The organism is Neotabrizicola paludis (assembly GCF_044142105.1).
Lineage (GTDB): Bacteria > Pseudomonadota > Alphaproteobacteria > Rhodobacterales > Rhodobacteraceae > Pseudogemmobacter.
Genome location: NZ_JBGTYM010000001.1, coordinates 319,291 through 332,184 on the forward strand (window position 1 = coordinate 319,291; position 12,894 = coordinate 332,184).

15 protein-coding genes are annotated in these 12,894 nt (G+C 65.3%); 10 read left to right on the forward strand and 5 right to left on the reverse strand.

Annotation, left to right across the window (positions count from 1 at the left end; all coding sequences use genetic code 11):
- Positions 1–46 precede the first annotated feature (46 nt).
- Together glmS and glmU are read right to left on the reverse strand one after the other, a co-directional pair.
- On the reverse strand, positions 47–1,864 hold the full coding sequence (gene glmS / locus ACED67_RS01555) for a glutamine--fructose-6-phosphate transaminase (isomerizing) (protein ID WP_395539716.1): 1,818 nt from the start codon (positions 1,862–1,864) through the stop codon (positions 47–49).
- A gap of 5 nt (positions 1,865–1,869) precedes the next feature.
- Entirely contained in the window at positions 1,870–3,219 is a 1,350-nt protein-coding gene (glmU, locus tag ACED67_RS01560; protein ID WP_395539718.1) for a bifunctional UDP-N-acetylglucosamine diphosphorylase/glucosamine-1-phosphate N-acetyltransferase GlmU, read from the reverse strand.
- Between the two features lie 117 nt (positions 3,220–3,336).
- On the opposite strand from glmU, the gene ACED67_RS01565 reads away from it, so the two are divergent.
- Positions 3,337–4,017 carry an HAD-IA family hydrolase gene (locus tag ACED67_RS01565; RefSeq protein WP_395540450.1) on the forward strand — a complete coding sequence of 227 codons (681 nt, stop codon included), beginning with the start codon at positions 3,337–3,339 and terminating at the stop codon, positions 4,015–4,017.
- 32 nt (positions 4,018–4,049) lie between these two features.
- On the opposite strand, the gene ACED67_RS01570 is transcribed toward ACED67_RS01565, so the two are convergent.
- Positions 4,050–4,403, reverse strand: coding sequence for a hypothetical protein (locus ACED67_RS01570; RefSeq protein ID WP_395539719.1), 354 nt, complete (start codon positions 4,401–4,403; stop codon positions 4,050–4,052).
- Between the two features lie 10 nt (positions 4,404–4,413).
- The gene (locus tag ACED67_RS01575) at positions 4,414–4,584 is read right to left on the reverse strand and encodes a hypothetical protein (RefSeq protein WP_395539721.1); all 171 of its coding nucleotides are present in this window, start codon (positions 4,582–4,584) and stop codon (positions 4,414–4,416) included.
- A gap of 131 nt (positions 4,585–4,715) precedes the next feature.
- On the opposite strand from ACED67_RS01575, the gene ACED67_RS01580 reads away from it, so the two are divergent.
- Positions 4,716–5,969, forward strand: coding sequence for a TCR/Tet family MFS transporter (locus ACED67_RS01580; protein ID WP_395539722.1), 1,254 nt, complete (start codon positions 4,716–4,718; stop codon positions 5,967–5,969).
- Positions 5,966–7,198: a DegT/DnrJ/EryC1/StrS family aminotransferase gene (locus tag ACED67_RS01585; protein WP_395540451.1), complete on the forward strand. Its 1,233-nt coding sequence runs from the start codon at positions 5,966–5,968 to the stop codon at positions 7,196–7,198. Before ACED67_RS01580 ends, ACED67_RS01585 begins: the two co-directional genes overlap by 4 nt.
- A gap of 87 nt (positions 7,199–7,285) precedes the next feature.
- On the opposite strand, the gene ACED67_RS01590 is transcribed toward ACED67_RS01585, so the two are convergent.
- Positions 7,286–7,702: a hypothetical protein gene (locus tag ACED67_RS01590; RefSeq protein WP_395539723.1), complete on the reverse strand. Its 417-nt coding sequence runs from the start codon at positions 7,700–7,702 to the stop codon at positions 7,286–7,288.
- 293 nt (positions 7,703–7,995) lie between these two features.
- Here ACED67_RS01590 and ACED67_RS01595 point away from each other — a divergent pair, with 293 nt between their 5' ends.
- Genes ACED67_RS01595 through ACED67_RS01625 form a run of 7 tightly spaced genes read left to right on the forward strand, consistent with a single transcriptional unit; the run spans position 7,996 to position 12,879 of the window.
- The gene (locus ACED67_RS01595) at positions 7,996–8,361 is read left to right on the forward strand and encodes an NADH-quinone oxidoreductase subunit A (RefSeq protein WP_395539725.1); all 366 of its coding nucleotides are present in this window, start codon (positions 7,996–7,998) and stop codon (positions 8,359–8,361) included.
- A complete protein-coding gene (locus ACED67_RS01600; RefSeq protein ID WP_395539726.1) occupies positions 8,352–8,885 on the forward strand; it encodes a NuoB/complex I 20 kDa subunit family protein in 534 nt (177 codons plus the stop codon). The genes ACED67_RS01595 and ACED67_RS01600 overlap by 10 nt, the downstream gene beginning before the upstream one ends.
- 4 nt (positions 8,886–8,889) lie before the next feature.
- On the forward strand, positions 8,890–9,492 hold the full coding sequence (locus ACED67_RS01605; RefSeq protein ID WP_395539727.1) for an NADH-quinone oxidoreductase subunit C: 603 nt from the start codon (positions 8,890–8,892) through the stop codon (positions 9,490–9,492).
- Entirely contained in the window at positions 9,492–9,920 is a 429-nt protein-coding gene (locus ACED67_RS01610; protein WP_395539728.1) for a GFA family protein, read from the forward strand. The genes ACED67_RS01605 and ACED67_RS01610 overlap by 1 nt, the downstream gene beginning before the upstream one ends.
- 3 nt (positions 9,921–9,923) lie before the next feature.
- Positions 9,924–11,165: an NADH-quinone oxidoreductase subunit D gene (locus ACED67_RS01615; RefSeq protein ID WP_395539729.1), complete on the forward strand. Its 1,242-nt coding sequence runs from the start codon at positions 9,924–9,926 to the stop codon at positions 11,163–11,165.
- Positions 11,162–11,605 carry a hypothetical protein gene (locus ACED67_RS01620; RefSeq protein ID WP_395539730.1) on the forward strand — a complete coding sequence of 148 codons (444 nt, stop codon included), beginning with the start codon at positions 11,162–11,164 and terminating at the stop codon, positions 11,603–11,605. Before ACED67_RS01615 ends, ACED67_RS01620 begins: the two co-directional genes overlap by 4 nt.
- Positions 11,605–12,879 carry an NADH-quinone oxidoreductase subunit E gene (locus tag ACED67_RS01625; protein WP_395539732.1) on the forward strand — a complete coding sequence of 425 codons (1,275 nt, stop codon included), beginning with the start codon at positions 11,605–11,607 and terminating at the stop codon, positions 12,877–12,879. The genes ACED67_RS01620 and ACED67_RS01625 overlap by 1 nt, the downstream gene beginning before the upstream one ends.
- The last annotated feature ends 15 nt before the right edge of the window (positions 12,880–12,894 follow it).

Genomic DNA, 12,894 nt, shown 5'->3' on the forward strand with positions numbered 1-12,894 from the left:
CCGGCGCAAAATGCGCCGGTCCGGGGGCAGGGGCAAGGGGAGGCGGCTATTCCACCGTCACCGATTTCGCCAGGTTGCGCGGCTGGTCGACATCGGTGCCCTTGGCGATGGCGGTGTGATAGGCGAGAAGCTGCGCCGGGATGGCGTAAAGGATCGGCGCCCAGACCGGCGCGACCTCCGGCAAAGTCAGCGTCTTCCAGGTGCCCTGGCCAGCGGTCTCGATCCCCGCCGCGTCGGAGAGGAGCAGCACCTTGCCGTTGCGGGCCATGACCTCTTGCATGTTCGAGACGGTTTTCTCGTAAAGCGCATCCTTCGGGGCCAGAACGATGACCGGGACCTGCGCGTCGATCAGGGCGATCGGGCCGTGTTTCAGTTCGCCCGATGCATAACCTTCGGCGTGGATATAGCTGATTTCCTTCAGCTTCAGCGCACCTTCCAGGGCGAGAGGGAACATCGGGCCGCGCCCCAGGAAAAGGATGTCCTGCGCCTTGGCCAGATCCTTCGCCACCTTGGCCACCACATCCGACAGGCCAAGGGCGGCGTTCATCAGCCCTGGCAGGGCGCGAAGTTCCTCAAGCCGTTGAGCGAGATGTTCGGGCGTGATCACGCCGCGATCCTGCGCCGCCTTGAGCGCCATCAGGGCAAGGACCGTCAATTGGCAGGTGAAGGCCTTGGTCGAGGCGACGCCGACCTCGATCCCGGCAAGGATCGGCAGGGCCAGATCGGCCTCGCGCGCGATGGAGGAGGTGGGAACATTCACCACCGCCACGACCTGCGCGACCTTTTCCTTCACGTGGCGCAGCGCGGCGAGCGTATCGGCGGTTTCGCCCGACTGGCTGACGAAAACGGCCATGGCGCGGTCCGACAGGACCGGGTCGCGATAGCGGAATTCCGAGGCCACGTCGATTTCGGCGGGCAGGCCCGCGATCTGTTCGAACCAGTATTTCGCGACATGGCAGGCATAGGAGGCGGTGCCACAGGCGACCAGCGTGATCCGTTCGATCCCCTTGAAGGACAGGCCCTCGGGCAGGCGCAGGCTGGCGTCGCCGCCGACATAATGCTTCAGCGCATCGGCCAGGACGACGGGCTGTTCGGCGATTTCCTTGGCCATGAAATGCTTGTAGCCGGCTTTCTCGATGCGGGTGGCATCGAGCTGCACGCGGGTTTCGGGCCGGTTGGCGCGGCGGTCCTGAACGTCGAAGATTTCGGCGCCCTTGCGGGTCACGACGGCCCAGTCGCCCTCTTCCAGATAGGTGATGCGGTCGGTCATCGGCGCCAGCGCGATGGCGTCGGAGCCGACGAACATTTCACCCTCGCCCCAGCCGATGGCAAGCGGGCTGCCCTTGCGGGCGGCGATCATCAGGTCGTCCTGCCCGTCGAACAGGAAGCACAGCGCGAAGGCGCCGTGCAGGCGTTTCAGCGTGTCGCGCGCGGCCTCGACCGGGGTGGCGCCGCCATCCAGGGCGCGGCGGACCAGCAAAGCCACGGTTTCTGTATCGGTCTCGGATTCCTGCACGTAGCCCGAGGCTTCAAGTTCGGCGCGCAAGTCACGGAAATTCTCGATGATTCCGTTGTGTACCACGGCGACACCCCCGGCGCGATGCGGGTGGGCGTTCTTCACGGTCGCCGCGCCATGGGTGGCCCAGCGGGTATGACCGATGCCGGATTTCCCGGCCAGCGGTTCATGGACCAGCAGGTCCGACAGGTTCACCAGCTTGCCCACGGCGCGGCGGCGATCCAGCTTGCCGCCATTCACCGTGGCGATCCCGGCCGAGTCATAGCCGCGATATTCCAGTCGCTTGAGCGCCTCGACCAAAAGGGGGGCGACCTCGTGATTGCCCAGAACGCCGACGATTCCGCACATGGGGATTATCCCTTCTGTTTCGCAGCCTTGAGGGCGCGCAGTTTGTCCATGAGTTTGGTGGCGAGACCCGGTTTGGTGACCTGCCGGGCGCGGCCGATGGCAACGGCTTCGGGCGGCACATCCTCGGTGATCACCGAGCCCGAGCCGGTCAGCGCACCGTCACCCACAGTCACCGGGGCGACCAGCATCGTGTCCGAACCGATGAAGGCGCGTTTGCCGATCACCGTGCGGTGCTTCATCACGCCGTCATAATTGCAGGTCACGGTGCCCGCGCCGATATTCGTGTGCTCGCCGATATGGGCATCGCCCAGATAGGTCAGGTGGCCGACCTTCACGCCTTCGTCGAGGATGGCGTTCTTGATCTCGACGAAATTGCCGACATGAACGTCTTCGGCCAGTTCCGCCCCGGGCCGCAGCCGGGCGAAGGGGCCGACATCGGCCCCGCGCGAGACATGGGCGCCTTCCAGGTGGCAGAAGCCCTTGATCTCGGCTTCGGATTCGATGGTGACGCCGGGGCCGAAGATCACATTGGGGCCGATCACCGCGTCGCGGCCGATGAAAGTGTCAAGCGCGAAGAAGACGGTGTCGGGCGCGGTCAGGGTGACGCCGTTCTCCAGCGCCTCGGCGCGGGCGCGGCGCTGGAATTCGGCCTCCGCCTCAGCCAGTTGCGCGCGGGTGTTGATGCCCAGCGTCTCGGCCTCGTCGCAGATTACCACGCCTGCCGACAAGCCACGCGCTCGGGCTAGGGCGACGATGTCGGTCAGGTAATATTCGCCCGCCGCATTGTCATTGGAAAGATCGGCGACCAGGGTGAAAAGATCCTTGGCACTGGCGCAGATCACGCCGGAATTGCAAAGCGTTACGGCGCGTTCCGCATCTGACGCATCCTTATATTCGACGATGCGCGCCAAGCTGTCGCCATCCAGGATCAAGCGACCGTAGCGGCCGGGATCGCGGGCTTCGAAACCCAGGACGACGACGGCATGGCGCGCCCGCGCCTCGAGCATGGCTTCCAGCGTCTCGGCCCGGATGAAGGGCGTGTCGCCGTAAAGGACGATCGCCTCGCCGGGCGCGTCTGCAAGAAGCGGCGCGGCCTGTGCGACGGCATGGCCGGTGCCAAGCTGTTCGTCCTGCAAGACGATTTCGGCGGTTTCGTCAAAGGCGCGGGCCGATTTGGCCACCGCTTCGGCGCCATGGCCCGCGACGACCACGGTCCGGGCCGGATCAAGGGCGCGCGCCGCCGCCATGGCGTGGTGCAAAAGCGGGGCGGCAGCCAGCTTGTGCAGAACCTTCGGGCGTTCGGAATTCATCCGCGTGCCCTGACCCGCGGCCAGGATGATCAGCGAAACCGGCATACTGCCCCTTTCTTTTTCCTTCCCCGGCTGGGCCGGGGTGGCTTTTCCTTTGGCCCCGTTCTACGCGGGGGGCAGGCACTCGCCAAGGGGGCGGGTTTCACCAAGGGTTGCGGCATGTTGCAAGAGCAGAAATCCGGCGCGAAATGCGTGGTCTTTGATCTGGATGGCACGCTTGCTGACACATCCGCCGATCTTCTGGCGGCGGCCAATGCCTGTTTCCGTCAGATGGGCGCGGGCGATCTGCTGACGCGGGCCGACAGCCTGACCGCCTTTCATGGCGGCCGCGCCATGCTGCGGCTGGGCTTTTCGCGCCAGGGTGACGTGGATGAGCGCCAGGTCGATGACTGGTATCCGCGCCTTCTGGTGGCCTATGCCGAGGGGATCGACACCCATACAAGGCTTTACCCGGGCGCGGTCGAGGCGGTCGAGGCGCTGCGTGCCAGCGGCCATGCCGTGTCGATCTGCACCAACAAGCCCGCCGCCCTGGCCGAAGAGCTGCTGAAGCGGCTGGGTGTGCGGGGGTTGTTCGGGGCGATGATCGGGGCCGACACCTTGCCGACCCGCAAGCCCGACCCCGCGCCCTATGTCGCGGCGGTGACGCAGGCCGGGGGCGACGTGCGGCGTTCGATGCTGATCGGCGATACAGAGACCGATGCCAAGACGGCGCGGGCGGTGGGCGTGCCCTGCGCGCTGGTCACCTTCGGGCCGGAGGGCGAGGGGATCGCACGCCTCCGGCCCGAGGCTTTGCTGGACCGCTTTGCGGATTTGCCCGCGTTGGCGGCCCGGCTGCTCAAATGACTTTTGGGGCAAAGTCCTGCTGAAATGGCGGGTCAGAGAAAGGTCTTGGCGCACCAGGGCGCGGTCTTGTCGAATTCGTTCAGAAGCTGAGGCAGGCTGCGGCTGCGGAAGATCTTGTTGAAGCGCTGCTGCATGGCCTGGACCTTCTGGTCATTGGTGCCGGGAACATAGGCCAACATCTGCGCCGCGCCGGTCTGGGCCCAATCGCGGTCGGCGCGGGTCAGGTAGCCGCCCTCGTACAGCATGTCCGAGACGATATAGAGCAGCGCCGAGCAATGCAGCGCCTGGGCGGCGCGGCCTTCGATCACCAGATCGGCGCGGGCGGGCAGGCTGGCCGCGAGCGTGAGGCCAAGAACGGCGGCGGCGGTGGTCAGAAAGCGGGTCATCGCGGGCTCCTTACAGCGAGAATTTCAGCGGGCGCAGATCGCGCGGGGCGGCAGGTTCGGCCTTGGCGGCGGACAGGCGCGGCGCGCCATCTTGGGGCGCTTGCGGCGCGGGCATGGGCAGGCCGAAGCCAAGGCCAAGGGCGGTCACGGCGGCAAGGGCAAGAAGCTGGGGCAGGCGCATGGACTTGTCTTTCGGCAGATATCGTTTCGATGCCAAGGCAATAGCCCGCGGATCGGGCGACTGCCCGTGACAAATCCCGTCATCAGAGGATCATTTGACAGCCCTCGCGCCCGAGAATAGCTTGCGCCGTCATGACCTCCGACCCCGCGCCCCTTTCCGCCCAGCCCACCCCAGCGGGGCGTTCGCGCCATGCGGTGACGTTTGTCCTTATCACCGTGTTTCTGGACATGGTGGGCTTTGGCATCATCATGCCGGTCCTGCCCAAGCTGATCGAGGATGTCGGCCATGTCGGTATCGACCGGGCGGCGGCGATTGGCGGCTGGATGTTCGCGGCTTTCTCGCTGGCGCAGTTCTTCTGTGCGCCACTGGCGGGCAATCTTGCCGACCGTTTCGGACGGCGGCCCTTGCTGTTGCTGGCGATCTTCGGGCTGGGCGCGGATTTCCTGCTCTCGGCGCTGGCGCCCAATCTGGAATGGCTGTTCGTGGGGCGGGTGCTGGCCGGGGTCTGCGGGTCAAGCTGGGTGATCGCCAATGCCTTCATCGCCGATGTGACGGCACCCGAGGAACGGGCCAAGGCCTTCGGCCTGATGGGCGCGGCTTTCGGTCTGGGCTTCGTGATCGGGCCGGCACTTGGCGGATTGTTGGGAGAGTTCGGCCCGCGCGTGCCCTTCTATGTGGCCGCGGCCGTGTCGATGATCAATTTCGTCTATGGCTGGTTCGTGCTGCCCGAGACGCTGGCGCCTGAAAACCGCCGCCCCTTTGAACTGTGGCGCGCCAATCCCTTCGGCGCCTTCCGCGTCTTCGCGACCTATCCGGGCGTCTTGCCGATGTGCCTGGTGCTGGGCATGTTCTTTTTCGCCACCTCGGTCTATCCGGCGATCTGGGCTTTCTGGGGCATCGCGCGGTTCGGCTGGTCCGAGGGGATGGTCGGGCTGACGCTGGCGATTTTCGGCCTGATCATGGCCGGGTTCCAGGGCGGGCTGACCGGGCGCTTCGTCGCTGCGTTTGGCGAATATCGGACCGCACTGATCGGCCTGGTCTGTGCGGTTCTGGCCTGCACCGGCTATGGATTTGCGACGGGGCTGAGTTTCGTCGTCGTGCTGATGCTGGTGCATGGGCCGGAGGGGTTCGTTCATCCGATGATGACGGCGATGATGTCGAAGAAAGTGCCCGAAGATGCGCAGGGAGAGTTGCAGGGCGGCATCTCGGCCATCACCAATATCGCGATGCTGGCGGGGACCATCGTGTTCAGCCAGATCTTCGCGCATTTCATGGCCGAGGGGCGGGACTGGCAGTCGCCGGGCATGGCGTTTTTCGTGGCGGGCGCGTTCATCCTTGTGGCGCTGGTCATGTTCGTCGCCCTGACCCGGCGGGAGGATCACTGATGGAGCGCTTTACCGGCGCTTTCACCCAGCAGGAGCCGATCCCCGAGGCGGGCATCGCGGCGGCGCTGGCCGTGATGGGCCATGGGCGGCTGCACCGCTACAACACCGCGCCGGGCGAGATTGCCGAGGCGGCGCTTCTGGAAGAGGAATTCGCCGCCTTCACCGGGGCGCGCTATTGCCTGGCTGTGGCTTCGGGCGGCTATGCGATGGGCTGCGCCTTGCGGGCCTGCGGGGTACAGCAGGGCGAGCCGGTTCTGTCCAACGCCTTCACCCTTGCGCCGGTGCCCGGGGCGATCGCGGCCGCGGGCGGGCATCCGGTGCTGGTCGAGGTGACCGAGGATCTGGTGCTGGATCTGGACGATCTGGTGCTGAAGGCCAAGGCCTCTGGCGCGCGGCTGCTGCTTCTGTCGCATATGCGGGGGCATGTCTGCGACATGGACCGGCTGATGGCGATCTGCGGCGATCTGGGCGTGACGGTGATCGAGGATTGCGCCCATACGATGGGGGCGGAATGGCGGGGCGTGCCAAGTGGGCGGCACGGGCTGATCGGCTGCTATTCGACCCAGACCTACAAGCATATGAATTCGGGCGAGGGCGGGCTTCTGGTCACCGACGATGCCGAAATGGCGGCGCGGATGATCCTGCTCTCGGGCAGCTACATGCTTTATGGTCGGCATCGCGCCGCGCCGGGGGAAGAGGTGTTCCGGCGGCTGAGGCTTGAGGTGCCGAATGTATCGGGCCGGATGGACAATCTGCGCGCGGCGGTGCTGCGGCCGCAGATCGGGATGCTGGCCGAGCGGCGCGACCGCTGGGCGACCCTCTATCGCGGGATGGAGGCGGGGCTGGCGGCGACGCCCGGGTTGCGGCTGATTCCGCGGCCCGAGGAAGAGCGCTACATGGGCTCGTCCTTCCAATTCCTGCTGCCGGGCTGGGAGGCGGCGCGGGTCAATGCGCTGGTCGCCCGCTGCGCGGCGCGGGGGGTGGAGATGAAATGGTTCGGCGCGCCCGAGCCGGTTGCCTTCACCAGCCGCTATGAACATTGGGCCTATGCCAAGCCGCAGCCCTGTCCGCAGACCGACCGCGTGCTGGCCGGGCTGATCGACATGCGGCTGCCCCTAACCTTCAGTCCCGAGGATGTGGCGCTGATCGCGCGGATCATCCGGGCCGAGGTGCTGGCGGTGGGCCAGGCCGAGACGGTGGAAAATGTAGCGGCGCCGCTGGCGGATTGACCGCTGTCCCACGCGGGGACAGGGTGCCTGTATCAAGGATTTCAACAGCTTGAGCTGGTCGAATTAACCTTGTGGTAGGAATTTGACCTATTGCGGATAGGGCGACATGCCGCCGAGGCTGTCATTGGTATGCCCGATCAGCGCCTGGCACAGGCAGGCGGCATCGGTGCAGGCATCGCGGGCGGCAAGGAAGGCGTCGTCGCGCGGCGGGTTCATCAGGTCGATCTCCTGCCCGGAGGCATTCTCGACCGCATAGACCCAGGCCAGATCGTCGAGCCGCCCCATGCGCCACAAAAGCGGGTTCGGCCCTTCACCGGTGTCGCACATCATCACATGCGCCGGAACGGTGGGGGCGTCGCAGCCGATATCCGACAGGACCATCCCATAGCGTGGCTCGAGCCGGGCAATGGCGGCCTCGACCGCCTGGGGATCGACAGGACAGTCCTGCGCCAGGGCAGGCAGGGGGGCGAGGCAGAGCAGGAGCAGGGCGGGAAGCTTGGACATGGCGATCTCGGTACATCTTCGATGCGCCAAGGCAATGCGGTTGCGGCCCGCCGGTCAAGGTGCGGTTTTCCCGGCCTGCCGAGTCGCGCCTGCCGCATTTGCCCCGGACCACGGCATGCGCCCCAGGCGCGGGACGGAAACCTGCGCGGTTGCCGCGAATTCCGTTGCCGCGATGCCGCGAAAAGCCCTCGGGCTGCGTTGACCCCGACCGGGGCGCGCGCTAAACGAAACCAGAGTACATAGCGGGCCTTGTCGGGCCCGCAGCTCGCTGTCGCCAGCTGAAGGAGCATCTCGTGGACGCGCTTCTCCGAGAGTATCTGCCCATCCTCATTCTTCTTGCGATTGCGGTGGGCCTGGGTCTTGTCTTGATCCTTGCCGCCGCGCTGATCGCGGTGCGCAATCCCGACCCCGAAAAGGTCAGCGCCTATGAGTGCGGGTTCAACGCCTTTGACGATGCGCGGATGAAGTTCGACGTGCGCTTCTACCTCGTCTCGATCCTGTTCATCATCTTCGATCTGGAAGTGGCCTTCCTTTTCCCCTGGGCGGTCGCCTTTGGCGAGATCTCGATGGTGGCCTTCTGGTCGATGATGGTGTTCCTGGCCGTGCTGACGGTGGGCTTCGCCTATGAATGGAAGAAAGGGGCCCTGGAATGGGAGTGAGCACTTCCGCGAACCATGCGGGCGGCGACCATGAGGTTGCGGTCCAGGCCCTGAACCGCGAGTTGCAGGACAAGGGTTTTCTGCTGACCTCGACCGAGGACATCATCAACTGGGCGCGGATCGGGTCCTTGCACTGGATGACCTTCGGCCTGGCCTGCTGCGCCGTCGAGATGATGCATGTCGCCATGCCGCGCTATGATCTGGAACGCTTCGGCACCGCGCCGCGCGCCTCGCCGCGCCAGTCGGACCTGATGATCGTCGCGGGCACTTTGACCAACAAGATGGCCCCGGCCTTGCGCAAGGTCTATGACCAGATGCCCGAGCCGCGCTATGTGATCTCGATGGGATCCTGCGCCAATGGCGGCGGCTATTACCATTACAGCTATTCGGTGGTGCGCGGCTGCGACCGCGTGGTGCCGATCGACGTCTATGTGCCGGGCTGCCCGCCCACGGCCGAGGCGCTGCTTTACGGCATCCTGCAATTGCAGCGGAAGATCCGCCGCACCGGCACTTTGGTGAGGTAAGGCGATGAGCGAAGCCCTGAATGAACTTGCAGGCCTGATCGCGCTGAAGCGCCCCGATGCCGTGCTGTCCTCTGAGGTCGCCTTCGGCGAGCTGACCGTGACCACGGCACGGTCGGAGCTGGAAGGCTTGATCGAATTTCTGCGCGACGACACGGCCTGCCGGTTCTCGTCGCTGGTCGATATCACCGCGATCGATCGCCCGGAGCGCGCAGCGCGCTTTGACGTGGTTTATCACTTCCTGTCGATGTACCGGAACCAGCGCATCCGCGTGAAAGTGGCGGTGCGCGAAGATGAGATGGTGCCCTCGATCATTCCGCTGCATCCCAGCGCGAACTGGTTCGAGCGCGAAGTCTTCGACATGTTCGGCATCCTGTTCTCGGGCCACCCGGACCTGCGGCGCCTGTTGACCGATTACGGGTTCCGCGGCCATCCGCTGCGGAAGGATTTCCCGACGACGGGCTATGTCGAGGTTCGCTATGACGAGGCGCAGAAGCGCGTGGTCTATGAGCCGGTGAAACTGGTCCAGGAATACCGGCAGTTCGACTTCATGTCCCCCTGGGAAGGGGCGGAATACATTCTGCCCGGCGATCAGAAGGCGGCGAAGTGATGGCGCAGGAGACCGGAACCTGCCTGTGCGGCGCCTCGACCTTCACCGCGGATGTCGCGGAAGCGGCGGCGGGCGTCTGCCATTGCAGCATGTGCCGCAAATTCTCGGGCGGGATGTTCATCGTCACCGACTGCTCGGGCAGTCTTGAGTTTGCCGCGGATGCGCCGGTGAGCCGCTACCAGTCGAGCGAATGGGGCGAGCGCGCCTTCTGTTCGCGCTGCGGCTCGTCGCTGGCCTGGCTGTCGCGCGATGGCAAGATGGCCTTTGCCTCGGTGCAGGCCTTTGCCGATCCGGGCCGCTATCCGGTCACCCATGAGCTTTTCATCGATTGCAAGCCCGGCAGCTATGCGCTGGCGGGGGCGACCACCACCATGACCGAGGCCGAGTTCATGGCGCAATACGCCTCCAGTCCCGAAGGAGGGAACTGACCGATGGACGGGGATATCCGGCGCAACACCTATGACGACGGCTCGATGGACATCGAGACGAGCGAACAGCGCATCCGCAATTTCAACATCAACTTCGGGCCGCAGCACCCGGCGGCGCATGGCGTCTTGCGTCTGGTGCTGGAGCTGGATGGCGAGATCGTGGAACGCTGCGATCCGCATATCGGCCTGCTGCATCGCGGCACCGAGAAGCTGATGGAAAGCCGCACCTATCTGCAGAACCTGCCGTATTTTGATCGGCTGGACTATGTGGCGCCGATGAACCAGGAACATGCCTGGTGCCTGGCGATCGAGCGGCTGACCGGGGTCAAGGTGCCACGCCGGGCCAGCCTGATCCGCGTTCTGTATTCGGAAATCGGCCGGGTTCTGAACCATCTGCTCAACGTGACGACCCAGGCCATGGACGTGGGGGCGCTGACGCCGCCGCTCTGGGGCTTTGAGGAACGCGAGAAGCTGATGATCTTCTACGAGCGGGCCTGTGGGGCGCGGCTGCATGCCGCCTATTTCCGACCCGGCGGCGTGCATCAGGATCTGACGCCGGCGCTTCTGGATGATATCGACGCCTGGGCGGATCATTTCCCCAAGGTGCTGGACGATATCGACGGGCTTCTGACCGAGAACCGCATCTTCAAGCAGCGCAATGCCGATATCGGCATCGTGACCGAGAAGGACATTCAGGACTGGGGCTATTCCGGTGTCATGGTGCGCGGATCGGGCCTGGCCTGGGACCTGCGCCGGGCGCAGCCCTATGAATGCTATGACGAGTTCGACTTCAAGATCCCGGTCGGCAAGAACGGTGACTGCTATGACCGCTATCTCTGCCGCATGGCCGAGATGCGCGAGTCGACCCGGATCATCAAACAGGCGCTGGCCAAGCTGCGCGCGCCCGAAGGGCAGGGCGATATCCTGGCGCGGGGCAAGATCACGCCGCCGCCGCGGGGCGAGATGAAGACCTCGATGGAAGCGCTGATCCATCACTTCAAGCTGTACACCGAAGGCTTCCACGTGCCGGCCGGTGAGGTCTATGCCGCGGTCGAGGCCCCGAAGGGGGAATTCGGCGTCTATCTGGTCGCCGATGGCAGCAACAAGCCCTACCGCGCCAAGATCCGCGCCCCGGGCTTCCTGCACCTGCAATCCATGGACTACATCTGCAAGGGCCACCAGCTGGCCGATGTGTCCGCCATCATCGGCACGATGGACATCGTGTTCGGGGAGGTAGATCGGTGAAAGCTTCGCCCGCTCTTTGCGCGGCGACCGTGGGCTTTGCCACGGGCGCTTGGGCCGATGAGAGCCTGATCTATTCCGAGTTGACGTGCGCTTTCCCGAAAGCGGCGCTGGGCACGGAGTTGGACGTTCGCAATGCCGATCACGTCGTATGCGCGCTGCAGGTTGAGCGGACGACCAAGAAGCCGGCCACCGGCTTCGGCAAACTCTTTTCTCTGGGCACCTATGCCAGGACCAGGGATGTGCCGATCTCGATGTCTGGCCGGCGGATCGTGGCCTATATCGAACTGGGACTGACAGACTTCCCGAAAGAGGGTCTGGAGAAGTGCTTTTCGTCGATGCAGACCGTTATGGTCGCGAACGAGAGGCAGATTTCTGCGAGCATAGCTGCCCAGAATGCCGACACCTTCTCCTTGACATGTGCTGAAGGACAAAAACTGTAATGCTGCGCCGTCTTCACCCGGTCCAACCCGAAAGCTTTGCCTTCACGCCCGCGAACCTCGCCTGGGCCAAGGGCCAGATCACCAAATATCCCGAGGGCCGTCAGGCCAGCGCGGTGATCCCGCTTCTGTGGCGGGCGCAGGAGCAGGAAGGCTGGCTGTCGCGCCCCGCCATCGAGCATGTCGCGCAGATGCTGGGCATGGCCTATATCCGCGTGCTGGAAGTGGCGACCTTCTACTTCATGTTCCAGCTTCAACCCGTTGGCACGGTCGCGCATATCCAGATCTGCGGCACGACGTCCTGCATGATCTGCGGCGCCGAGGACCTGATCGCCGTCTGCAAGGAACTGGTCTCCAAGACGCCGCATACGCTGTCGGCCGATGGCAAGTTCAGCTGGGAAGAGGTGGAATGCATGGGCGCCTGCGCCAATGCGCCCATGGCCCAGATCGGCAAGGATTATTACGAAGACCTGACCGCCGAGAAGCTGCGCGAATTGATCGGGCGCTTCTCGACGGGCGAAGTGCCGGTGCCGGGGCCACAGAATGGCCGCTATGCCGCCGAGCCGCTGACCGGGCTGACCTCGCTCAAGGAATTCGAGTCGGGTCGCAAGCAATACAACGCTTCGGCACAGCTGGCCGTGGATATCGGCGACAGCGTCAAGCGGATCGACGGGACCGAGGTGCCGCTTTCGACGCCCTGGCTGGGCAAGCCGGAAGCGGCGAAGAAGGCGGCGGCCCCCGGGGCCGAGCCGACGCCCGGCAAACGGGCCAAGGCGGATGAGACGGGCGTGACCGTCCAGGAGGCCCCGGCGAAATCGACGGGCAAGCCCGAGACCGATGGCAATGCCCCCGAGGCGACGCCCGCCGCGACGCCCGAAGCCAAGGCTCCGGCGCCCAAGGGCAAGGCGGCGACTGCCGCAGGCACGCCGATCACGCCCGCGACGACGGCAAAAGCCAAGGCAGCGGTTCCGGCGGCTGCGCCCGTCGAGGCTGGCCAGAAGCCTGCCGCCCTGGCGGCGGCGCGCGGCGGCAAGGCCGATGACCTTAAGCTGATCTGGGGCATCGGCCCCAAGCTCGAGGCTTTGTGCAACCGGCTGGGCTTTTACCATTTTGACCAGATCGCCGCCTGGACGCCCGCGGAAGTGGCCTGGGTCGATGAGAATCTTGAGGGGTTCAAGGGCCGCGTGAGCCGCGATCGCTGGGTTGCGCAGGCGAAACATCTGGCGGCGGGCGGTTCGATTGCCGAGGCCGAGCGGATCGGTCGCGGCGAGGCGTAAGGGAAGGCTAACGGA